The sequence below is a fragment of the Roseateles sp. GW821-FHT09H10 genome, from assembly GCF_059415865.1.
In genome coordinates this window covers 383532-406342 of the sequence record NZ_JBWKOB010000001.1, presented here as the reverse complement: position 1 = coordinate 406342, position 22811 = coordinate 383532, and the positions used below count along the sequence as shown (strand labels likewise).

The following is a 22811-nucleotide window of genomic DNA, read 5'->3' as shown; positions in this document are numbered from 1 at the left end:
CGCCGCGGCGGCGTCCGCCCCGGGAAGCTCGCCTCCCCCTCCTAGAATGCGCCGCCCCCAGATCTCCCCATGAGCACCCTGCTGCTGTTCCTGCCCCCGCGGACGCGCCTGCGCGCCCTGGGCAAAGCTGCGTCCGCCACGGCCGAGCTGCCGCGCGCCGACGCGGCGCGCGAGTACGACTATGTGCTGACGCCCGACGGCCGCCACATCACGGCCGAAGGCCGCACCACGGCGGCCAGCCTGCCGGCGGCGGAGAGCGTCATTGCCGTCGTCAGCGAGTCGGACATCAGCTGGCGCCGCGTCGAGTTGCCGCGCGCCGGCCGCCAGATGCGCGCGGCCCTGGCCGGCAAGCTCGAGGAGGCCCTGCTCGACGACCCCGACACCCTGCATTTCGCCCTCGAGCCCGACGCCCTGGGCGGCGACACCGCCTGGGTTGCCGTCACCTCGCGCCCCTGGCTGGCCGACCATCTGGCCCAGCTCGAGGCCGCCCAGGTCTTCATCGACCGCGTCGCGCCGCTGGCCTGGCCCGACGAGCTGGCCCGCGGACATTTCTTCGAGGCGAATGGCGACAAGGAGGGCCGCGGCGTCGCGCTGCGCTGGAGCAACACCGAGGGCGTGGCGACCGTGCCCCTGGAGGGCGGGCTGGCGCGCCAGTTCTTCCCGCCCGGCGTCGTGCATGCCGCGCAATGGACGGCGACCCCGGCCGTGGCCACCATCGCGGAACGCTGGCTGGGCACCACCGTCACGGTGCAGACGCCGTCCCAGCGCGCGCTGGCCATCGTCGACAGCGCCTGGAACCTGCGCCAGTTCGACCTCGCCCCGCGCGCCCGCGGCGTGCGCGCCCTGCGCCTGTTCAGCCGCGCGGCCATGCGCAAGCCCTGGCAGCCGGTGCGCATCGGCCTCGCCGCCCTGCTCGTCGTGCAGCTGCTGGGCGTCAATCTGTGGGCCTGGCACCAGAGTCGCGAAGTCGCGGCAAGGCGCGCGGCCGTCACGACGACGCTGACCGGTGCCTTCCCCCAGGTGCGCGCCATCCTCGACGCACCGGTGCAGATGCAAAAGCAGCTCGACCTGCTGCGCGCCAGCGCCGGCAGCGTCGGCGAGCAGGACCTCGAAGCCCTGCTCGCGGCTGCCGCCACAGCCTGGCCGGCCGACCGGCCGCCCACCGAGGCCCTGGCCTTCGAGCCCGGCCGCCTGACGGTGTCGGCCCAGGGCTGGGCCCCGCCCCAGATCGACAACTTCCGCAACCAGCTGCGCAGCGAAGGCTGGCAGCTGGACGCCAGCGACGGCAAGCTGACCATCAGCCGCGCCAGCGCCCAAGGACGCCCCTGATGGCCCGCTTCAATTCCAACGGTGGCGAAGGCCTGGGCGCCCAGCTCGGCCAGGCCAAGGCCCAGGCCCTGGCGCATTGGCAGGCCCTGGGCGAGCGCGAACGCGTCATCGTCGGCGCCGTTGGCGTGCTGCTCGGCCTGCTGCTGGCCTGGAGCCTGCTGCTGGCGCCCGCCCTGCGCACCTTGAAGACGGCGCCCGCCGAACTCGAGAAGCTGGAGCTGCAGTTGCAGCAGATGCAGGCCCAGGCCCAGGAGGCCCAGGCCCTGCGCGCCGCGCCGCCGGTGCCGCCCGACCAGGCGCAGGCCGCGCTGAAGGCCTCCGTCGAACACCTGGGCCCGGCCGCCCGCCTGAATCTGACCGGCGACCGCGCCGTCGTCAGCCTCAATGGCGTCGCGCCCGAGCTGCTGCAGGGCTGGCTGGGCGAGGTGCGCGCCGCCGCGCGCGCCCGTCCCGTCGAAGCCCAGTTGACCCGTGGCCCCAAGGGCTATTCCGGCACCCTGGTGCTGAGCCTGGGAGGCGGCTGATGGGCTGGTTCAGGAATAAAAGTGGCCACACCACGATCCAGGTGTCCGATTCGGTGCTCGGCAGTGGCAACTACGCCGGTCGCGCCGTGCGCCACCGCACGCCGCGGCGCTGGGCCGTGGCGGGCGCCCTGATCGGCATCCTCGCTGCCCTCATCGTCTTCGCACCGGCCAGCTGGCTGGCGCGCGCCCTGGCCTCGGCCACCAACGAACACCTGCTCATCGTCGACACGCGCGGCAGCATCTGGAACGGCTCGGGCGTCCTCGTGCTGACCGGTGGTGCCGGCAGCCGCGACGCCTCGGCCCTGCCCGGCCGCCTGCACTGGCGCATGGCCGTGAAGGGCATGGGCCTGCAGCTCGCCGCACGCCAGGACTGCTGCATCAACGGCGACCTGCTGCTGGGCATCAAGCCGGGCTTCGGCCGCATGGCCATCAGCGTCGACAACCAGTCCGACTGGCTGGTGCGCCTGCCGGCCGGCCTGATGGCGGGCCTGGGCACGCCCTGGAACACGCTGCAGCTGGGCGGCTCGCTGCGGCTGTCGGCGCGCGAGCTGCGCCTGGAATCGGTGCAGGGCCGCTGGCGCCAGTTCGGCGAGCTGCAGCTGGACCTGCTCAACCTGTCCTCGCGCGTGTCCACGGTCGCGCCGCTGGGCAGCTATCGCTTCACCGTGACGGCCGACACGGCCAACGCCGGCGTCAGCACGCTGCGCCTGTCCACGCTGGAAGGCGCCCTGCAGCTCTCGGGCGTCGGCGTGCTGAACAGCGGCGGCAAGAGCCGCTTCACCGGCGAGGCCGGCGCTGCGCCGGGCCGCGAGGAAGCGCTGAACAACCTGCTGAATATCATCGGGCGCCGCCAAGGGGCGCGCTCCGTCTTGACGATCGGATGATCATGAATCTCCCACGCAACGCCGTTGCCGTCGCCATCAGCGCGACGCTGCTGGTCACCGGCACCACGCAGGCCCAGCCCGACAGCGCCACCGTGCAGCGCGGCCGCCCCGGCTCGGGCAAAGGCCCCGCCGTCAAGGCCAGCTCGCCGGTCACGCTGAACTTCGTCAATGCCGACATCGAGGCCGTCACGCGCGCCATCGGCGTCATGCTGGACCGCCAGATCATCATCGACCCGCGCGTCAAGGGCAGCATCACGGTCTACAGCGAGCAGCCGGTGTCGGTGCGCGAGGCCTATCTGAACTACCTCGCCGCCCTGCGCGGCCTGGGCTTCACCGTCGTCGAGACGGCCGGCCTGCTCAAGGTGCTGCCCGAGCCCGACGCCAAGCTGCAGGCCGGCTCGGTGGCCATCGAGACCAGCAACGCGCGCGGCGACCAGATCCTCACGCAGATCTTCCGCGTCCAGCACGAGAACGCGAACAACCTCGTCGCCGTGCTGCGCCCGCTGATCAGCCCCAACAACACCATCAACGCCAACCCGGGCAACAACAGCCTGGTCATCACCGACTACGCGGACAACCTGCAGCGCATCGCCAAGATCATCGCGGCCATGGACACGCCGGGCACCAGCGACATCGAGATCGTGCCGCTCAAGCATGCCGTGGCGGCCGACCTGGCGCCGCTGGTGCAGCGCCTGGCCGACGGCGGCACCGCCGTCGGTGGCGCCGTGCCGGGCCAGGCCAGCAGCGCCGTCAACGTGCTGGTCGACCCGCGCTCCAACGGCCTGATCCTGCGCGCCAGCAACCCGGCCCGCCTGGCCGCCGTGCGCTCCATGGTCGACAAGCTCGACCAGCCCAGCATTGACGGCGGCAACACCATCCGCGTCGTCTACCTGAAGAACGCCGACGCCACCAAGCTGGCCACCGTGCTGCGCGCGGCCTTCGGCGCCGCCGCTTCGGGCAACAGCAACAGCAGCGGCTCGTCCTCCAGTTCGTCCGGCATCGGCGGTGCCGGCACGCTGGCCGGCGCCGCCCAGCCGCAGGCCGCCAACAGCAACAGCGGCGGCATGAGCTCGGCCGCTGCGACGGCGCCGCTCAGCCAGTCGGCCGGCCCGTCCACCGGCGGCTTCGTGCAGGCCGATCCGTCGACCAACTCCCTCATCATCACGGCGCCCGATCCGCTGTACCGCCAGGTGCGCGCCGTCATCGAGCAGCTGGACGGCCGGCGCGCCCAGGTCTATGTCGAATCGCTGATCGTCAAGATCGACAACACCAAGGCGGCCCAGTTCGGCATCCAGTGGCAGAACCTGTTCGGCAACAAGGGCGACTCCACCATCACCGGCGCCGGCACCAACTTCGGCACCGGCATCGCCAACATCATCAACGCCACCGGCGCGGTGGCCGGCGGCCGGGACGGCGTGACGTCGGCGCTGGGCACCAGCGCCGCGCCGCAGGGCCTGAACATCGGCGTGCTGAAGAAGTTCGGCAGCTTCTACACCCTGGGCGCGGTGGCCAATTTCTTCGAGAGCCAGAGCGGCGCCAACGTGATGTCCACGCCCAACCTCGTGTCGCTGGACAACGAGGAGGCCCGCATCGTCATCGGCCAGAACGTGCCCTTCGTGACCGGCTCCTATGCCAACACGGGCTCCAGCACGGGCGGCACCGTCAACCCCTTCCAGACCGTGGACCGCAAGGACGTCGGCCTGACGCTGAAGATCAAGAGCCAGATCGGCGAAGGCGGCGCGGTACGCATGGTGGTCTACCAGGAGAACTCCTCCGTCGTGCCCGGCAGCACCGGCACCAACGGCCCGACGCTGGACAAGAGCGCCATCGAAACCAATGTCGTCGTCGACGACGGCGACCTCATCGTGCTGGGCGGCCTGATGAAGGACGAGTACACCGACGGCGGCGACGGCGTGCCGGGCCTGTCCAAGATTCCGTTGCTGGGCAACCTGTTCAAGAGCGAGAACCGCCGCCGCGTGAAGACCAATCTGCTGGTCTTCCTGCGCCCGGTCGTCATGCGCAACGCCCAGAGCAGCAACGAGCTGACGCTGGACCGCTACCAGAGCATCCGCGCGGCACAGGAAATCACCCAGCCCGAAAAGAAGCTGCTGCTGCCCGACACCGGCGCACCGGTGCTGCCCGAGCCCAAGAGCGCGCCGGCCAAGGCCCTGCCGCAGCCGTCGCTGCAGCCGCAGCAACAGCAGACACCACCGCAATAAGCGCGCCATGGCTGCGACCCGCCATCCCCTGCCCTATGCCTTCGCCAAGGCCAACACCGTGCTGCTGGAGGACGACGGCAGCACGCTGACGCTGTGGGCGCCGCCCGACGTGGGCTGGGCCACGCTGTCCGAGGTGCAGCGCCAGTACGCGGTGGACCGCCTCGAGTCCGAGGCCTCGCCCTCGCTGGCCGAGCGCATCAACGCCGCCTATGCCGGCAGCGAGAGCAGCGCGGCCGTCGTCGTCGGCGAGGTCGAGAGCGCGGTGGACCTGTCGCGCATGATGCAGGACCTGCCCGCCGTGGAAGACCTGCTCGAGGCCGCCAACGACGCGCCCATCATCCGCATGCTGAACGCGCTGCTCACGCAAGCGGCCAAGGACGGCGCCAGCGACATCCACATCGAGCCCTATGAGCGCGCCTCGTCGGTGCGCTTCCGCGTCGACGGCACGCTGCGCGAGGTCGTGCAGCCCAACCGCGGCCTGCATGCGGCCCTGATCTCGCGCCTGAAGATCATGGCCGAGCTCGACATCGCCGAGAAGCGCCTGCCCCAGGACGGCCGCATCTCGCTGCGCATCGGCGGCCGCGCCATCGACGTGCGCGTCTCCACCCTGCCCTCGGCCCATGGCGAGCGCGCCGTGCTGCGCCTCTTGGACAAGAGCGAATCCAAGTTCACGCTGGAAGGCCTGGGCATGGACGGCCATGTGCTGACCGCTTTCAAGAAGCTGGTGCAGCAGCCCCACGGCATCGTGCTGGTCACCGGCCCGACCGGCTCGGGCAAGACGACCTCGCTGTATGCCTCGCTGCAGACCGTCGACACCAGCACCACCAATGTGCTGACCGTCGAGGATCCGATCGAGTACGAGCTGCCCGGCATCGGCCAGACCCAGGTCAACAGCAAGATCGACCTGACGTTTGCCAAGGCCCTGCGCGCCATCCTGCGCCAGGACCCGGACGTCATCATGATCGGCGAAATCCGCGACTTCGAGACCGCGCAGATCGCCATCCAGGCCTCGCTGACCGGCCACCTGGTGCTGGCCACCCTGCACACCAATGACGCGCCCAGCGCCGTCACCCGCCTGACCGACATGGGGGTGGAGCCCTTCCTGCTGTCGTCATCGCTGCTGGGCGTGCTGGCCCAGCGCCTGGTGCGGCGGCTGTGCCCCGTCTGCAAGCGCCAGGACGACCACGGCCGCTGGCACCCCGTCGGCTGCGACGCCTGCGGCCACACCGGCTACAAGGGCCGCACCGGCGTCTACGAGCTGATGGTGGCCGATGACGCCGTGCGCAACCTCATCCACAACCGCGCTCCCGAGAGCCAGTTGCAGGCGGCCGCCGAGGCCACTGGACTGCGCTCGATGCGCGAGGACGGCGAGCGCCTGATCGACGCGGGCATCACGTCGCTCGAAGAAGTCCTCCGGGTCACCCGAGAGTAAGCCGTGCCGGCCTACAAATACGAAGCCCTCACCGATGCCGGCCGCCAGAGCAGCGGCCTGATCGAGGCCGACAACCCGCGCGCCGCGCGCGCCATGGTGCGCGCACAAGGCCTGACGCCGTTGTCCATCGAGCAGGTGCAGCAGCACGGCGCCCAGGAGAGCAGCCGCTTCACGCGCCGCGTCTTCAGCCCCACGGCCCTGGCCGTCTGGACCCGCCAGCTCGCCGGCCTGGTCGGCTCCGGCCTGCCCATCGAGCGTGCGCTGACGGCTCTGACCGATGAGAGCGAGGACGGCAAGCAGCGCGAGCTGATCTCCCAGCTCAAGGCCGAGGTGAATGCCGGCTCGGCCTTCGCGCGCGCGCTGGCCTCGGCGCCGCGCGAGTTCGACGAGGTCTACCGCGGCGTCGTCGCTGCCGGCGAGCAGAGCGGCGCCCTCGGCCAGGTGCTGGAGAAGCTGGCCGACGACCTCGAGGAACGCCAGGACCTGAAGGCCAAGCTCGTCGGCGCCATGGCCTATCCGGCCATCGTGTCCTTCATCTCCGTCCTCATCGTCATCTTCCTGGTCACCTATGTGGTGCCGCAGATCGCGACCGTGTTCACCAGCTCCAAGCGCGCCCTGCCCGCGCTGACCGTGGCCATGCTGGCCGTCAGCGACTTCGTGCGCAGCTGGGGCTGGGCCATGCTCGCCGCCCTCATCGCCGGCGCCGTGGCCCTGCGCTATGCACTGAAAGCGCCGGCCTTCCGGCAGCGCTTTGATGCCGGCATCCTCGGCCTGCCCCTGATCGGGCGCCTGGCGCGCGGCTACAACGCGGCCCGCTTTGCCGGCACGCTCGCCATGCTGGCCGGCGCCGGCGTGCCCATCCTGAAGGCCCTGCAGGCCGCGGCCGAGACCCTGTCCAACCGCGCCATGCAGGCCGACGCTCTGGACGCCCTGGTGCAGGTGCGCGAAGGCGCGCCGCTGGGCCTGGCCCTGGCCGGCAAGAAGCGCTTCCCCGGCATCCTGGCCATGTTCGCCCGCCTGGGCGAGCAGACCGGCGAACTGCCCGACATGCTGGGCCGCGCGGCGCGCCAGCTCGGCACCGAGGTGCAGCGCCGCTCGATGGCCGCGGCCACGCTGCTGGAGCCCCTGCTCATCGTCGCGATGGGGGCCATCGTGCTGCTGATCGTGTTGGCTGTGCTCTTGCCGATCATTCAGCTGAACACGTGGGTCAAGTAAGCCCCCCTACCGGCTGCGCCGGCCCCTCAAGGGGCACTGCCAGCGGCCCGGCAAAGCCGGTTCCGCGGCAGTCGCGCGGTCATGCACTACGCCGCAGAGAGGCGGCGTTCGGCCAGTTTGGCCACGCGCGTCAGCCCGAAGCACATGACGAAGTAGCAGCCCGCCAGCGTCAGATAGATCTCCACCGGCTTGACCAGCACCTGGGCATTGATCTGGTTGGCAATGAAGCTCAGCTCGGACAGGCCGATGATGGTGCCCAGCGACGTCTCCTTGATGGTGGCGACGAATTGGTTGATCAGCGAGGGCAGCATGTGGCGCAGGGCCTGGGGCAGCAGCACCGAACGCAGGGCCTGGCCGCGCGTCATGCCCAGGGACATCGCCGCCTGCAGCTGCCCCCGCGGCAGGGCCTGCAGGCCGGCGTGGACGATCTCGGCCAGATAGGCGGCGTCGAAGATGATGAGCGCGACCAGCATGGTGCTGAACTGGTCGGTCTTGTGGCCGGTGACCGTGGGCAGGAAGAAATAGGCCCAGAACACCACCATCAGCAGCGGCGTGCCGCGCACCACCCAGACCCAGGCCGTCACCGGCCGGCGCAGCCAGGCGCGCGGGCTGAAACGGGCCAGGCCCAGCAGCACGCCCAGCGGCAGGGCCAGCACCAGGCCCAGCGTGGCCAGGATGACCGTCAACGCCAGTCCACCCAAGGGACCGTGCGGGTACTGGCCGACGAGGAAGTAGAGCCAGTAGGTGTCGATGAGTTCGCTCACGGGTGCACCCTTCGGCCTGCGGCCTGTCCCGCCAAGCGGGAGCGAGCTTGCTTGGGGCGGCCCGGCGCGGCGCTCATCGCCGCGCCCCCTGCGGCGACACGACATGCTGGGCCCACTGCGCCAGTCCCGTCAGCACCAGCGACACCGACAGATAGGCCACCGTCACCAGCGCAAAGGTCTCGAAGCCCCGGAAGCTCGCCGACTCGACACGCTGGGCCTGGGTCATCAGCTCGGCCGCGCCGATGACGGTGGCGATGCTGGTGTTCTTCCAGAGGTTGAGCGTCTGCGACAGCAGCGGCGGCAGCGTGATGCGCAAGGCCTGAGGCAGCACGACCAGGCGCATGCCGGCCAGATAGCTGAAGCCCAGGGCCATCGCCGCGTCCAGTTGCGCCCCTGGCACGGCGCGCACGCCGGAGCGGATGTCCTCGGACATATAGGCAGCCGTGTACAGCGTCAACGCGGCCCAGGCGCTGAAGACTTCGATATTGCCGGCATAGACCTTCTCCTTCAGGCCGGCCGGCAGCAGTTCCGGCACGCCGAAATACCAGAACAGCATGTGCACCAGCAGCGGCACGCAGCGCACGGCCTCGACATAGCCTTCACCGGCCGCGCGCAACGGTGCCCAGGGTGACAGCCGCAGCAGCGCGATGACGACGGCCAGGGGCAGCGCGGTGAGCAGCGTCAGGCCGGTCAGCAGCAGGGACAGGCGCAGGCCTTCCAGCAGCCAGGTGAGGTAGTCGCCCTGAAGGAGGGGCGCGAAGGACAGGACGGGCATAGGTCTCCAGAAACAAGACAGCCGCCGGCCCTCGTGAGGCTGGCGGCTGCAATCAGCGCGACAAGAACTTTTAGCTTTCCACCTTGTCGCTGTTGATCTTGAAGGTGCGCTTGGGGAACTTCAGGCGCGTGTCCGGGCCGTACCACTTGACGAACAGCTTGTCGGCCTCGCCGCCCTTCTCCAGGCCGGTCAGCGCCGCGTCGACCTCGGCCTTCAGGCGCTTCTCGCCCTTCTTGATGCCGATGGCCAGCGGCTCGACGCTGATGTTCTGCTCCAGGATGCGGTACTGGGCCGAGGCGGCGCCGAGCTTGGCGTGCTGGTCCAGCAGCGAGACCTCATCGTTGACGAAGGCCACGCCCTTGCCCTGCTGCAGGGCCTGGAAGGCCTGCGGACCGGTATCGAAGGTGACGACATCAACCTGCGGCACGGCCTTGCGGATATTGGGCTCCTGCGTGCCGCCCTTGATGGTGACGACCTTCTTGCCCGAGAGGGCCGCGAGGTTCTGGATGCCGCTGTCGGCCTTGACCAGCACCTTCTGGCCGGTGACGAAGGTGGTCAGCGAGAAGTCGATGACGGCTTCGCGCTCCTTGTTGTGGGTGAGCGATGCAGCCAGCAGGTCGACATGGCCCTGCTGCAACTCGGGGATGCGCGCCGCGACGGCGAGCTGCTTGATCTGCAGCTTGACGCCGATCCTGGCGGCGATGGCGCGGGCCAGGTCCACCTCGTAGCCGATGATCTCGCGCGTCTTGGGATCGATGAAGCTGTTGGGCTCGTCGGTGCCGAGCACGCCGACGACAAGCGTGCCCTTCTTCTTGATGTCGTCGAGCTGGTCGGCGTGGGCGACCTGGGCAGCCAGCAGGCCTGTGGCGATAAGGGCCTGGGTCAGCAGGCGGCGCGAGAGAGTCATCAGGTTTCCTTGTGGGATCAAACGTGACCGCATGCTAGGAATCGCATAAGCGCCCGTGAACGACGATTTCCGCATTTGCATCTGCGCTGCCGACGCACGAAATCCGCGTTAGCTCATGCGAAAAACTGCGTTGGCCCGCGAAGCCTGGCTTCGTAGTCTGCGAGTCCTCGAATCGCCCGGCCCGCGTCGACCGCGGGCCTTTTGCTTTCATGACCGCTCGACTTCCCCTGGAGGCCCGGCCCGCCGTGCTGGACCTCATCGGCAACACGCCCCTGCTGCCCGTGCAGCGCCTGGACACGGGCCTGTGCCAGCTCTTCCTCAAGCTCGAATCCCAGAACCCGGGCGGCTCCATCAAGGACCGCATCGGCCTCGCGATGATCGAGACGGCCGAACGCCAGGGCCTGCTCAAGCCAGGCGGCACGGTGATCGAGGCCACCGCAGGCAACACGGGCCTGGGCCTGGCCCTCGTCGCGCGCGCCAAGGGTTACCAGGTGGCGTTGGTGGTGCCGGACAAGATGTCCGCCGAGAAGGTGCTGCAGCTGAAGGCTCTCGGCGCGCGCGTGCACCTGACGCGCTCCGACGTCGGCAAGGGCCACCCGGCCTACTACCAGGACGTGGCTGCCCGCCTGGTGCGCGACATCCCCGGCGCCTGGTATGCCGACCAGTTCAACAACCCCGCCAACCCGCTGGCGCATGAGACGACGACGGCGCCGGAGATCTGGCAGCAGATGGGCCATGACGTCGACGCCATCGTCTGCGGCGTCGGCTCGGGCGGCACCATCACCGGCCTGTCGCGCTACTTCCAGCGCGTGCGGCCCGGCATCGAGATGGTGCTGGCCGACCCGGTCGGCTCCATCCTGAAGGACTACATCGACACCGGCAAGTTCGGCGATGCCGGCTCCTGGGCCGTCGAAGGCATTGGTGAGGACTTCATCCCGCCCATCGCCGACCTCAAGCCCGTGCGCGCCGCCTACAGCATCAGCGATGCCGACAGCTTCGCCACCGCGCGCGAGCTCTACCGCGCCGAGGGCATCCTGGCCGGCTCTTCCACCGGCACGCTGCTGGCCGCGGCCCTGCGCTACTGCCGCGAACAGACGAGCCCGAAGCGCGTCGTCACCTTCGTCTGCGACACCGGCACGCGCTATCTGTCCAAGGTCTACAACGACCATTGGATGTTCGACCAGGGCCTGCTCACGCGCCCGCGCCTGGGTGACCTGCGCGACCTGATCTCGCGGCCGGTGACCAGCGGCGGCGTCGTTTTCGTCGGCCCGGACGACACGCTGCAGACGGCCTTCTCGCGCATGCGCCAGGCCGATGTGTCGCAGCTGCCGGTGCTGGACGAGGGCCGCCTCGTCGGCCTGCTGGACGAGTCCGACCTGCTGGCCCGCCTGCATGCCGACGCGGCCGCCTTCGGCGCCCTGGTGCAGAGCGCCATGAACACCGACGTCATCACGCTGGCGCCGAGCGCCTCGCTCACCGAGCTGAACGAGCAGCTGCGCCGCGGCCTGGTGGCCGTCATTGCCGACGACGCTGGATTCCACGGTCTCGTCACCCGCTTCGACCTCATCAACCATCTGCGCAAGGAGGTCGCGCGATGAGCAACCCACTCGACTTCAACACCCGCGTCATCCACGCCGGCCAATCGCCCGACGCCGTGACGGGCGCCGTCATGCCGCCCATCTCGGTCAGCTCCACCTACCGCCAGAGCGGCCCCGGTGAACACACCGGCTTTGAATACGGCCGCACCCACAACCCGACCCGCCAGGCCTGGGAGCGTGCCGTGGCTGACCTGGAAGGCGGTGCCCAGGCCTTTGCCTTCGCGTCCGGCCTGGCCGCGATGGCAACGGTGCTGGACGCGCTGCCCGCTGGCGCCCACATCGTCGCCGGCGACGACCTCTATGGCGGCTCTTACCGCCTGTTCGAACGCGTGCGCAAGCACAGCGCTGGCCTGCGCGTCAGCTATGTCGACAGCCGCGACAGCGAGGCCGTGCGCAAGGCCCTGCAGCCGGACACGCAGCTGATCTGGATCGAGACGCCCAGCAACCCGCTGCTGCGCCTGAGCGACCTCTCGGCAATAGGCAAGCTCGCCCGCGAGCATGGCGCCCTGGCAGTGGCCGACAACACCTTTGCCAGCCCCTGGGCTCAGCGCCCGCTGGAACTGGGCTTCGACCTGGTCGTGCACTCGGCCACCAAATACCTCAACGGCCACAGCGACGTCATAGCCGGCATCGCCGTTGTCGGTGGCGAGGCTCGCCAGGCTGGGTTGCGCGAGAAGCTGGAGTTCCTGCACAACGCCGTCGGTTCGGTGTCCGGCCCCTTCGACAGCTTCCTGGCCCTGCGCGGCCTCAAGACCCTGGCCCTGCGCATGGAGAGGCACAACGCCAGCGCCGCCGAGCTGGCCGCGTGGTTGAGTGCACAGCCCCAGGTCGAACGCGTGCTCTACCCGGGCCTGGAGAGCCACCCGCAACATGCGCTGGCCCAACGCCAGATGCGCGGCGGCGGCGGCATGATCAGCGTGGCGCTGAAGACCGACCTGGCCGGCGCGAAGCGCTTCCTGCAGCGCACCGAGCTGTTCACGCTGGCCGAGAGCCTGGGCGGCGTCGAGAGCCTGATCTCGCTGCCGGCGCTGATGACCCACGCTTCCATCCCGCCCGAGACGCGGGCGCGGCTGGGCATCACCGACTCGCTGGTGCGCCTGTCCGTCGGCATCGAGGCCGCGGACGATCTGAGGCGCGATCTCGCCACGGCCCTGTCAGTGATCTAGCGATAGAAGTAGTAGACCGCCGTGTAGTTCACGCGCGCCACCTGCCCGCGCTTCTCGGTCGTGCAGGGCTCGGCCGGTTCCACGCCGCCGCCGGTGTTCAGGCGCAGGATGCTGCGCACGTTGGCGAACACGCCGCTGCCGCTGTTGCTCTTGGCACTCAGCAGCAGCCACGGGATGGCGGTCTCGGGAGTGGGGCTGGGCGCGCGGGCCTTCACTTCGCCGACGACCTTGCTGCCGTCCGGCGCCTCCCAGGTCGGGCCGGCGTAATGCTTGCCGATCGGATTGCTGCGTGGGTCGGCCAGCACGGCCTCGGGAGCACGGAAAGCCCAGGCCGGGCCGCTGCCGTCGGCCTTGGCGGCGCAGTCGTAGATCTGCACGCCGCTGGCCAAGGCCTCCATGACGAAGGTCTGGCCGGCGGGCGGTTGCAGGTTAACGGGCACCTCGGGAGGCTTGGGTGCCGATGCGCAGGCGGCCAGCAGCAGCAGGGGAGGCAAGGCGAACAGGATGCGCATGGCAGGCCTTTCAATCGGAAGAGCCCGCAGTCTAGGAAGCTGCCGCGCCGCAGTCGCCCCCTATCATCGACCGCCATGCCAGCCAGTCTTTCCGGTCAACTCGTCGTCGCCATCTCCTCGCGCGCCCTCTTCGATTTCGAGGCCGAGAACGAGGTCTTCGAGGCCGGCGACGACCATGCCTACATGGCCCTGCAGCAGCAGCGCCTGGACGAGCCGGCACCGCCCGGCGTGGCCTTCTCGCTGGTCAGGAAGCTGCTGGCCTTCAATGCCGGCGGTGCGCCGCAGGTGGAGGTCGTCGTGCTGTCGCGCAACGACCCGATCTCCGGCATGCGCGTGTTCCGCTCCGCCAAGCACTACGGCCTGCCGATCGAGCGCGGCGTGTTCACGCGCGGCGCCTCGCCGTGGCGCTATCTGAAGCCGCTGTCGGCCCAGCTCTTCCTGTCCACCAACGAGGCCGATGTGCGCCAGGCCCTGGGCGCCGGCGTGGCCGCGGCGCGCGTGATGCCGCTGGCGGCGCGGGCCTCAGCGGCCCACCCGAAGGAGCTGCGCATCGCCTTCGACGGCGACGCGGTGCTGTTCTCGGACGAAGCCGAGCAGGTCTTCCAGCGCGATGGCCTGGCGGCCTTCCGCGAGCATGAGCTGCAGCGCGCCCATCTGCCGCTGCCGGCCGGGCCCTTCAAGCCGATGCTGGAGGCCCTGCACCGCCTGCAGCAGTCGCCCGGCGGCGGCATGAAGGTGCGCACCGCCCTGGTCACGGCCCGCAGCGCGCCGGCCCATGAGCGCGCCATCCGCACGCTGATGGACTGGCAGATCGAGGTCGACGAGGCGATGTTCCTCGGCGGCCTGGCCAAGGGCGAGTTCCTGCGCGAGTTCGAGCCTGACTTCTTCTTCGACGACCAGGTCGGCCACATCGCCAGCGCCGCGGCCCATGTGCCGGCGGGCCATGTGGCCATGGGCATCGCCGCCAGTTGAAATGAAAAACGGCCCTTGACGGGCCGTTGATCCAGGCGTGGCGCAGCTCAGGCGCGGCGGCGGCGCGCGACGAAGCCGACGGCGGCCATGCCCGCCAGCAGCATGGCATAGCTGCCGGGCTCGGGAACGGCGGTGACGCTGAAGCTGAGGTTGTCGATGGCCAGGCCGTGGTCGTTGCCCGCGTCATTGGCGTCGGCCCAACGAATCCACAGGGTGCTGCCGGCCGCCCAGCTCGTGTTGACGGTGCCGCCCAACGTACCGATGGCGCCCGACGTGTTGCCGATCACCGCGGCGGCCGTGGCGGTGTTGACGATGGACGTGACGTCAAAGCCCGCGCCGGGGCTTTGCCAGACGACGCCCGAGAAGCTGGCGCCAAAGCCATATTGCACCGTCAGCTTCTGCGCCGTGGCGTTGCCGCCATTGCGCCATTGCTCGCCGTCGTAGCGCAGCGTGAAGCTGTTCAAGGCCTGGCCGCTGGTGTTGGTGAAGGCCAGGGCCAGCGTCGGATTGGCAACGCTTCCGCTGGCGATGGTGCCCAGCGCGCGTTCCGTGGACGCGGTCACACCGAAGCTGTAGGCCGCACCGGCGTTGTCGGTGCCGGAACTGCCGCGGTAGGTCGTCAAGGCCGTCGTGCCATTGAACAGGCTCCACCCGGCCAGCGTCGTGTCGTTCACCCAGGCATTGGCCGACCCGGAGGTGGCCAGGCTGTCAAAGCTCTGGCTGTAGGTGAAGGCCGCACTGCTCACCGACACGGTGGCCTGGGCGGACAGGGCGGCGAACAGGGCGGCTGAGGCGACGAGAAGCTTGGATGACATGGGCGATGGCTCCGGGCTGAGGGTGGAATCGGCGCGACTTTCACTAACCCGTCAAAAACGGTCAACGCGGGCAACCCGCTAATTCGCTCGCCACCCCCGCGATCCCGGGGGGCTGTCTGTGGCCTCAGGGCAGCAGTTGCACCGCCATGCTGCGCTCCACGCACCAGAGCAGCGCAAGCACCGCAATGGCGCCCGAGCCGCCGGGCACCACCCAGCGGCGGTAGGCCGTGGCCGCCCGCAGCCAGAGGGCCAGGGGCAGCAGCAGGGCCACGATGGCCAGCTGGCCGATTTCGACGCCGACATTGAAGCTCAGCAGGGGCAGGATGAGCTCCGCACCGCGCAGGCCCAGGTCCTTCAGCGGCCCGGCGAAGCCGACGCCATGCACGAGGCCGAAGAGGCCGACCATCAGCCAGCGCGGCCCGGGCACGAAGGGGCGCAGGTTGTCCAGCGCCGCCAGCAGCACGGTCGCGGCGATCAGCGACTCGATCAGCGCGGAAGGCGGGTCGATGGCATTGCTGGCCGCCAGGCCCAGGGTGATGGAGTGGGCCAGCGTGAAGGCGGTGACCAGCTTCAAGGCCTCGGCGAAGGCGCCGCCGGCGCTGGCACGCGGCGTCCAGCCCTTGCCCTCGCGCCGCCATACGGCGACGAGCAGCAGGGTGACGAGGAAGAGCACATGGTCCAGGCCACTGGCGATATGGGCCATGCCTTCGATGACGAAGCCGCCCAGGCCATGCCCTTCCATGCTCAGTTGCTGGGGCCCCGCGCCCGGCGTCAGCACCAGCGGCTCGCCGGCCGCGCCGACCCGGCGGGCCAGGCCGCGGTGGGCCGTGTCGGTGCTGGCAAAGAGGCGGTAGTCGATGGCGATCTCGCGCACGGGCGCCGGGCATTGCCAGTGGCTGATGAGGACGGCATGCGTGCCGTCGCTGTGCTCGTCGAGCTGGGGCTGGTCGCGGCGTTGCAGCGTGCAGGCGGCGCCATCGGCCGTGAAGCGCAGGCCGGCGCTGGCCAGGGCCTCGATGTCGCCCCAGCGCTGGCGCACCTCACCCCAGCTCAGCTTGCCGTCGCTGTCGGCGTCCAGCGCGAGATCGCGGTCGAGGTCGCGCAGTGAGAGGTCCAGGCGCTGCTCGACAGCCATGCCGTCGACGCGGTAGTTCAGATAGGCCTCGCTGGCCTGGTGGGCGTGGGCGGCGCCGCACAGCAGCAGCACCAGTCCCAGGAAGTGACGCATCACGGCGCGAAGTTCCGATCGAGGGCGGCAAGGCGTGCATCCTGCCAGCCCTTGTCGCGCAGCAGGCGCTGCAGCTCCTGGCGTGTCGCGTCGCCGTCACGGCCGGCGGCCAGGGCGGCGCGCAACAGCAGCAATGCATCGACCGGCTCACGCTGCATCGCCCAGTTCACCTGGGCCAGGCGCAGCGCCTCGCGCGGCTGCTGTTCAACGTCGAGCGCGAAGCGCGCCTGCTCGCGCGCATGCTTGCCGGGCTCGCGGCGATCCGCGGCACCCAGGCGCTCGCGCATCAGTGCCGTCGGCGCCGACGCGTCGCGGCCGAGCTGGCGCAGCGCGATGACACGGCGCAGCAGCAGGGCATCGGCGTCGGCGTCCGGGCTGCGCTCGAGCAGGGCCAGGGCCTCGGCGGCGCGCTGGCGGGCCAGCAGCCAGTCGGCCAGCGCGGCGCGGGTGTAGACCTCGTCCTCGCCGGCCAGTGCCGTGCGGTAGAGGGCCGCGGCAGCGTCGTCACCGAGGCGCTCGGCCAGTTCGGCGCGCATCAGGGCCAGCCAGGGTGCGACGGTCCGGCCGGGGCTCAGGCGCGCCAGCGTCAGCGCGGCGGCCTGGCCCTGGCCGGACAGGCTGGCCAGCTCGGCCAGGCAGGCCGTGGCCGGCAGCGCGGCCAGCGGCTGCAGCTGTTCGCACCGGATCCGGGCTTCGGGCAATTCGGCGCGCAGCTGGTGCAAGGCGGCGGCGTCGAGCAGGGCTTGGGCGCGCTGTTCGGGCGGCAGGTCGCCGCGCGCCAGCAGGCGTTGCAGCTCGACCAGGGCCGTCTCGAACTCATGCCGGGCCTGCAGCACGCGGGCGCGCAGCAGCACCGCTTCGGCCGGCGCGTCGGCCTGGCCCCACCAGGGCGCCAGCGCAGCCTGGGCGGCACCGAGCTCGCGCGGGTCGCCATGCACGCGGGCACGTTGCAGCGCCGCGCGTGCGGCAGCGGCGGCCAGCGGCATCTGGGCCGGGTCGCGCGCCAGCGCCCCTCGGCGCTGGCGCTCGGCGGCGTCGATGCGGTAGGGCAGGCGCTGCACGATGTCGGCGTCACTCTTCGGCACGAAGGGTGACGCCGAAACGGCCAGCGGGATGGCCAGCAGCAGCGCGATCAGCAGCTTCACAAGCTCAGCGGCTCTTCGGTCTCGCTGACCGACACCGCCACCGTCGGCAGCGTCAGCGCCTCCGTGGTCTCGTCGTCGGTCTTCTGCGCCTTCAGATAGCTCACGAGGGCGGTCGACGAGGCCACGGCGCTGTCGGGCACGGCGGTGGGGGCGGGTGGCGGAGGCGGCGGCGGGGCGATGATTTCGTCGTCATCGCTGCCCCCGCAGGCGGCCAGCACGAGGATGGCACCAGCGGCAACCGCGGCAGTCTTGCGGGTCAACATGGCGGCCCCCTTCACTTGGTGCCCGGGATGGGCGTGTTGAGATAGGGGAAGCCGGCCATGAGCGGCACGACGGCCTGGTCCACCGCGTCATGCAGCTTGAAGCTCGTGGCGCCCAGCGGCACGGCACTGGGCTTGCAGGCGGTGCCGAAGCCGAGCTTGTCGGTGTCGCCGTTGGCCACGCACAGGCCGCCCATGACGGCCACCAGCGAGATGTCGACGACGTCGTCCTTGGGCCGGCGGCCATTCGGGAAGCCGGCGTTGTCGCTGCCGTTCGCCAGGATGTTGCCGACGATGCCCAAACGGTTCTGTTGAGCGAAGGGCACGGCGGCGATGGCCGTGTTCAGGCGCAGCATCTCGGAGGCGGTGATCGTCTTCTGCTGGTTGACGCCCTTGATGCCGGTCAGGAAGGTGGTGACGAGGTCGTTGCGCGGGAAATTGGTGGGCGCAGTGTTGGGCAGGGCCAGCGCGATCTCGAGCAGGGCCGGCAGGGTCGGGTTGGTCACGTAGTCGGCGAACTGGCCGTCGTCCTTGGGCTTGGACGAATTGAACTTGTCCTTGTCCTTCAGCCCGATGACGACCTCGTTGACCAGGGGCATGCCCAGGCGCGAGACCTGCACCCAGGCGCCGCCGGCCTTTTCGCTGGCCTGGTGGCCCGAGCCGGGCTTGGGATCGAGCAGTCGGCCCTGGCGCAGGCTGGCCGACGTCCAGCCGCCGATGACGTCGTCGGTGGCGCTCTTCAGGCAGTCCTTGTGCACCTCGATGGCCAGCGTGGTGACGTTCTTGTCGCCGATGGTGTTGGGCGCCGCATTGATCAGCGACGGGTCGGTGATGACGGAGACCGGCGCGTTGACCAGGTCGAAGATGGTGCCGAGGTTGACGGCGAACGGGTCCTGGCGCTGGCCGACAAAGACCTTGGCCTGGCCGCTGCAACCCGGGATGGCGACGGGATAGACATGCTTGGCCGCATAGCTGGCGTAGTCGGCGATGGTCTTCTTGCCGATGTTGTCCACCGGCTTGTCGAAGCTGGTCGCGCCACTGGTGGCGTGGGTGACGGCCTGGGCCGTGCCGCTGCGGCGGTCGCCGCGCACCACGGTCAGGGTGTAGCTCTCGTTGACCTGCAGGTTGGCGTCCTTGACGTTGGCCACCGCACCCGACTGGATCAGCGGGATGCCGACCATCTTGCCGCCCACATTGAGCGAAGTGCCGGCACCGCTGTTGGACAGCGTGTTCTTGAAGCGGAACTGGAAGGTGACGTGCTCCTTGGCATCGCCGACGTTGTCGATGTGGATCTCGTAAAGCGCGTTGGGATCCATCGAGAAGTAGTTCGGGCCGCCATAGCCATCCTGCAGGGGCTGGTAGTTCGCGATCAGCGTCACATAGCCGGCACGGCCGGTCTCGTAGCTGTTGAACATGTAGAAGTCCGTCGCGTCGACCTTGGGCACGGTCGTGATGAAGGGAGCTTCGCGGTGGCTGGAGGCCTGGGCGCCAGCGGCCAGGCAGAGCAGTGCAACGCCCAGGGCGCTGCGGGTCATTCGGGTGTTCATCGAGGCATCCTGATGGGCAATGCCGGCTTGGCATCTGGGCGGTGGTACGCGCCCACCCCTTCCTCCGGATTCACCCGATGTGACGAATCGCCCACCGTCCCCCTAGCTCCACAATGCGCGCACTTCGTGGAGGACACCCATGCCCCGTTTCCGTCTCGCCGCCCTGCTCGCAGCCCTGTGCGCCACAAGCGCCTGGGCCGGCAGCAACGGCTTCTACCGCCAGCCCGCACTGCAGGGCGATCAGATCTATCTCGTCGCCGAGGGCGACCTCTGGCGCGTCGGTACGCAAGGCGGCGCCGCCCAGCGCCTGACCACCCACAACGGCCAGGAGACCCAGCCCGCCGTCTCGCCCGACGGCCGCTGGCTGGCCTTCACCGGCCAGTACGACGGCGGCACCGAGCTCTATCTGATGCCCGTGGACGGCGGACCGCCCAGGCGCCTGACCTGGGAAGGCGGCGGCATGCGCGTCTGGGGCTTCACGGCCGCGGGCGAAGTCCTGTTCACCAGCCTGGACTCCCGCCCCGGCAGCCAGCTCTTCGCCATAGACGTGAAGACCGGCCAGCGCCGCCAGCTGCCCGTCGGCCAGGCCAGCGACGCCGCGCTGAGCGCCGACGGCAAGACCCTCTACTTCACGCGCGGCGGCCTGCGCGGCGACAACGCCCGCCAGTACCGCGGCGGCGGCATCTCCAAGCTGTGGACCCTGGACCTGACCGACAAGGCCGAGGCCAGGCCGCTGGTCGCCGAAGGCAACAACGACCGCCGCCCCCTGCCCTACCGAGCGGCCGGCGGCGAGCGCATCGCCTTCCTGTCCGACCGCGATGGCACGATCAACCTGTGGTCGGTCAATGCCCGCGGCGGCGACCTGCGCCAGCACAGCAGCCACAAGGGCTGGGACATCCGACATGCCTCCATCGACGGCACGCGCGTCGTCTATGCGCTGGGCGCCGATCTCTACCTGCTCGACCTGGCGCAGTCCGCCGCGCCCAAGAAGCTGGACATCAGCCTCGGCGGCGACTTCGACCAGCAGCGCGAGCGCTGGATCAAGAAGCCCCAGGACTTCCTGACCGACACCTCCTTCGCCCCCAATGGCGAGCGCGTGCTGCTGGCCGCGCGCGGCCATCTCGCCACTCAGGGCGTGCAGCAGCTGCGCCGCGCCGAGCTGCCCCAGCCGGCCGACGGCCGCTGCCGCCAGGGCGAGTTCAGCAGCGACAGCAAGAGCGTGTTCGCCGTCTGCGACTTCAGCGGCGAGCACGAGATCTGGCGCTTCGCCGCCAACGGCACCGGCCAGCCCGAGCGCATCACCCACGGCCCGGTGGCGCTGCGCCGCGAGCTGATGCCGTCGCCGGACGGCCGCTGGCTGGCGCACACGGACAAGGAAGGCCATATCTGGCTGACCGACCTGAAGGCCCCCGCCGGCAAGGGCAACACCCGCGAGATCGGCAAGGGCAAGCTCGCCGGCGCGCCGCAGCTGCAGGCCTGGAGTGCAGATGGCCAGACCCTGGCCTGGACCCTGTCGCTGCGCAACCCCAACCGCGAGCAGTTGCAGCTCTTCCATGTCCCCGACAGCCGCACCCACACGCTGACGAGCGACCGCTACGAAGCCACCGGCGCCGCCTTCAGCCCCGACGGCCAGTGGCTGTACTTCGCGTCCAACCGCAACTTCCAGACCACCGGCAACGGCAGCCCCTGGGGCGACCGCAACACCGGCCCCTTCTTCGGCTTCCGCGCCAAGCTCTACGCCGTGGCCCTGCAGCCGGGCCTGCGCTCGCCCTTCGCCGCCAAGGACGAGCTGGAGTCGGTCGTCGAGAAGAAGGCCGACGAGCAACGCGCCCAGGACCGCAAGGCCACCGACAAGGACCCGACCGAGCGCAAGCCTGACGACAAGGACAGCAAGGACGCCAAGAAGCCCGAGGAGAAGAAGGGCGGCAAGCCCGCCATCGTTTTCGAGGGCCTGGCCGAGCGCCTGTACGAGCTGCCCGTGCCGGCCGGCAACTACCGCGCCCTGCGCGCGGACGGCAAGCGCCTGTGGTTCCTGGACCGCGACCTGGACAACAAGAGCCAGCTCAAGTCCATCGCCATCGACAACCAGGGCGGCCCGGCCGAGATCCTGGCCAGCGATGTGCGCAGCTACGACCTCAGCGCCGACGGCAAGAAGCTGATGGTGGTGCGCAACCAGGCGGGCGGCGCCGCGCCCGAGGTCCTCATCGTCGAGGCCGCGCCCAAGCTGCCGAACGAACTCGCCAAGCTGCAGGTGCGCTGGAGCGACTGGCAGATCGCCACCCAGCCGCGCGCCGAGTGGAAGCAGATGTTCGCCGACGCCTGGCGCATGCACCGCGATCACTTCTACGACAAGGCCATGCACGGCGTCGACTGGCCGGCCGTGCGCGCCAAGTACGAGCCGCTGGTGGACCGCGTGACCGACCGCTTCGAGCTGGCCGAGCTGATGGCCCAGATGGTGGGCGAGATCAGCGCCCTGCACAGCCAGATCGGCGCCGGCGACACCCGCCCCTCACCGGACGAGCCAGGCCTGGCCGGCCTGGGCGGACGCTTCTCCAAGGCGCCCAATGGCTGGCGCATCGACGCCATCTACGGCTTCGAGGCCGAGCTGCCGTCCGAGGCGCCGCCGCTGGCCGCGCCGAGCGTCAACCTGAAGGTGGGCGACGTCATCACTGCCGTCAATGGCCGCCCGACGGCGGATGCGCCCCACATCCTCGAGCTGCTGCGCGGCCAGGCCGGCCGCCAGGTGCTGCTGGACGTGAAGCAGGGCGAGAAGAGCGTGCAGCGCATCGTCACGCCGGTGGCGCAGGCGCGCGAGAACCAGCTGCGCTACAACGACTGGCGCGTCAGCCGCGCCCGCGCGGTGGAGCAGGCCGGCCAAGGCCGCATCGGCTACGTGCATCTGCGCGCCATGGGCTCGGCCGACATCGCCGACTTCGTGCGCGAGTTCTATGCCGCCAGCGAGCGCGACGGCCTCATCATCGACGTTCGCTACAACAACGGCGGCAACATCGACAGCTGGATCCTGGAGAAGCTGCTGCGCCGCGCCTGGGCCTTCTGGCAGCCGCGTTCGCCCGACGGCGCGGCGGTCTACTCCAACATGCAAAACGCCTTCCGCGGCCACACCGTGGTGCTGATGAACGAGGACACCTACTCCGACGGCGAGACCTTCGCCGAGGGCTTCAAGCGCCTGAAGCTCGGCCCCGTCATCGGCAAGCGCAGCTCGGGCGCGGGTGTCTGGCTGTCCGACGGCAACCGCCTGATGGACAACGGCATCATGCGCGCCGCCGAGACCGGCCAGATCGATGCCAGCGGCCGCTTCCTCGTCGAGGGCATCGGCGTGTCGCCGGACATCGAGGTCGACAACCTGCCGCGCGCGACGGCCATGGGCCAGGATGCGCAGCTGGAAGCGGCCCTCGCCGAGCTGAAACGCAAGATCGCCGCCGAGCCCATCCCCGAGGTCAAGCCCGGGCCCTATCTGCGGCCGGTCAAGCCGTGATGAAAAAGGGAGGCCGCGGCCTC

General features: G+C 70.1%; 19 protein-coding genes. 10 read left to right on the top strand and 9 right to left on the bottom strand.

All coding sequences use genetic code 11. The features are described from left to right. The first annotated feature begins 69 nt into the window (after window positions 1–69). The 6 genes from gspL to gspF are packed head-to-tail and all read left to right on the top strand — an operon-like array spanning window position 70 to window position 7603. Window positions 70–1329 carry a type II secretion system protein GspL gene (gene gspL / locus AC07OY_RS01775; RefSeq protein ID WP_495040811.1) on the top strand — a complete coding sequence of 420 codons (1260 nt, stop codon included), beginning with the start codon at window positions 70–72 and terminating at the stop codon, window positions 1327–1329. Next, window positions 1329–1853, top strand: coding sequence for a type II secretion system protein M (locus AC07OY_RS01770; RefSeq protein WP_495040810.1), 525 nt, complete (start codon window positions 1329–1331; stop codon window positions 1851–1853). The genes gspL and AC07OY_RS01770 overlap by 1 nt, the downstream gene beginning before the upstream one ends. After that, window positions 1853–2737, top strand: coding sequence for a type II secretion system protein N (gene gspN, locus AC07OY_RS01765; protein WP_495040809.1), 885 nt, complete (start codon window positions 1853–1855; stop codon window positions 2735–2737). The genes AC07OY_RS01770 and gspN overlap by 1 nt, the downstream gene beginning before the upstream one ends. A gap of 2 nt (window positions 2738–2739) precedes the next feature. Further along, window positions 2740–4956, top strand: a complete 2217-nt coding sequence (gene gspD / locus AC07OY_RS01760; RefSeq protein WP_495040808.1) for a type II secretion system secretin GspD — start codon at window positions 2740–2742, stop codon at window positions 4954–4956. Window positions 4957–4963: 7 nt separating this feature from the next. Next, complete coding sequence (gspE, locus tag AC07OY_RS01755) at window positions 4964–6388, top strand: type II secretion system ATPase GspE (RefSeq protein WP_495040807.1); 1425 nt, start codon at window positions 4964–4966, stop codon at window positions 6386–6388. A gap of 3 nt (window positions 6389–6391) precedes the next feature. Then, window positions 6392–7603 carry a type II secretion system inner membrane protein GspF gene (gene gspF / locus AC07OY_RS01750; protein ID WP_495040806.1) on the top strand — a complete coding sequence of 404 codons (1212 nt, stop codon included), beginning with the start codon at window positions 6392–6394 and terminating at the stop codon, window positions 7601–7603. An 86-nt stretch (window positions 7604–7689) separates the two neighbouring features. Here the strand turns inward: gspF and AC07OY_RS01745 are convergent, their stop codons facing one another. The 3 genes from AC07OY_RS01745 to AC07OY_RS01735 form a co-directional block, all read right to left on the bottom strand. Next, the gene (locus tag AC07OY_RS01745; RefSeq protein ID WP_495040805.1) at window positions 7690–8367 is read right to left on the bottom strand and encodes an amino acid ABC transporter permease; all 678 of its coding nucleotides are present in this window, start codon (window positions 8365–8367) and stop codon (window positions 7690–7692) included. 73 nt (window positions 8368–8440) lie between these two features. Beyond that, window positions 8441–9142 (bottom strand): amino acid ABC transporter permease, encoded by a 702-nt coding sequence (locus AC07OY_RS01740; protein ID WP_495040804.1) that lies wholly within the window; start codon window positions 9140–9142, stop codon window positions 8441–8443. Between the two features lie 70 nt (window positions 9143–9212). Continuing rightward, window positions 9213–10049 (bottom strand): ABC transporter substrate-binding protein, encoded by an 837-nt coding sequence (locus AC07OY_RS01735; protein WP_495040803.1) that lies wholly within the window; start codon window positions 10047–10049, stop codon window positions 9213–9215. Window positions 10050–10258: 209 nt separating this feature from the next. On the opposite strand from AC07OY_RS01735, the gene AC07OY_RS01730 reads away from it, so the two are divergent. After that, the gene (locus tag AC07OY_RS01730; RefSeq protein ID WP_495040802.1) at window positions 10259–11647 is read left to right on the top strand and encodes a pyridoxal-phosphate dependent enzyme; all 1389 of its coding nucleotides are present in this window, start codon (window positions 10259–10261) and stop codon (window positions 11645–11647) included. Beyond that, on the top strand, window positions 11644–12813 hold the full coding sequence (locus AC07OY_RS01725; protein ID WP_495040801.1) for a trans-sulfuration enzyme family protein: 1170 nt from the start codon (window positions 11644–11646) through the stop codon (window positions 12811–12813). The genes AC07OY_RS01730 and AC07OY_RS01725 overlap by 4 nt, the downstream gene beginning before the upstream one ends. On the opposite strand, the gene AC07OY_RS01720 is transcribed toward AC07OY_RS01725, so the two are convergent. Continuing rightward, a complete protein-coding gene (locus AC07OY_RS01720) occupies window positions 12810–13325 on the bottom strand; it encodes a DUF3455 domain-containing protein (protein ID WP_495040800.1) in 516 nt (171 codons plus the stop codon). The two genes, AC07OY_RS01725 and AC07OY_RS01720, sit on opposite strands and share 4 nt — an antisense overlap. Before the next feature lie 75 nt (window positions 13326–13400). On the opposite strand from AC07OY_RS01720, the gene AC07OY_RS01715 reads away from it, so the two are divergent. Beyond that, a complete protein-coding gene (locus AC07OY_RS01715; protein WP_495040799.1) occupies window positions 13401–14297 on the top strand; it encodes a 5'-nucleotidase in 897 nt (298 codons plus the stop codon). 47 nt (window positions 14298–14344) lie between these two features. Here AC07OY_RS01715 and AC07OY_RS01710 read toward each other — a convergent pair whose 3' ends face one another. The 5 genes from AC07OY_RS01710 to AC07OY_RS01690 form a co-directional block, all read right to left on the bottom strand. Beyond that, window positions 14345–15112: a PEP-CTERM sorting domain-containing protein gene (locus AC07OY_RS01710; protein ID WP_495040798.1), complete on the bottom strand. Its 768-nt coding sequence runs from the start codon at window positions 15110–15112 to the stop codon at window positions 14345–14347. 124 nt (window positions 15113–15236) lie between these two features. Next, window positions 15237–16340: a HupE/UreJ family protein gene (locus AC07OY_RS01705; RefSeq protein ID WP_495041957.1), complete on the bottom strand. Its 1104-nt coding sequence runs from the start codon at window positions 16338–16340 to the stop codon at window positions 15237–15239. Beyond that, window positions 16340–17485 (bottom strand): hypothetical protein, encoded by a 1146-nt coding sequence (locus AC07OY_RS01700; protein WP_495040797.1) that lies wholly within the window; start codon window positions 17483–17485, stop codon window positions 16340–16342. Before AC07OY_RS01700 ends, AC07OY_RS01705 begins: the two co-directional genes overlap by 1 nt. Beyond that, entirely contained in the window at window positions 17482–17748 is a 267-nt protein-coding gene (locus AC07OY_RS01695; protein WP_495040796.1) for a hypothetical protein, read from the bottom strand. Before AC07OY_RS01695 ends, AC07OY_RS01700 begins: the two co-directional genes overlap by 4 nt. 11 nt (window positions 17749–17759) lie before the next feature. Continuing rightward, window positions 17760–19292, bottom strand: a complete 1533-nt coding sequence (locus AC07OY_RS01690) for a DUF4331 domain-containing protein (protein WP_495040795.1) — start codon at window positions 19290–19292, stop codon at window positions 17760–17762. A 139-nt stretch (window positions 19293–19431) separates the two neighbouring features. Between AC07OY_RS01690 and AC07OY_RS01685 the strand changes: the two genes are divergently transcribed. Beyond that, a complete protein-coding gene (locus AC07OY_RS01685) occupies window positions 19432–22788 on the top strand; it encodes a S41 family peptidase (RefSeq protein WP_495040794.1) in 3357 nt (1118 codons plus the stop codon). Window positions 22789–22811 lie beyond the last annotated feature (23 nt).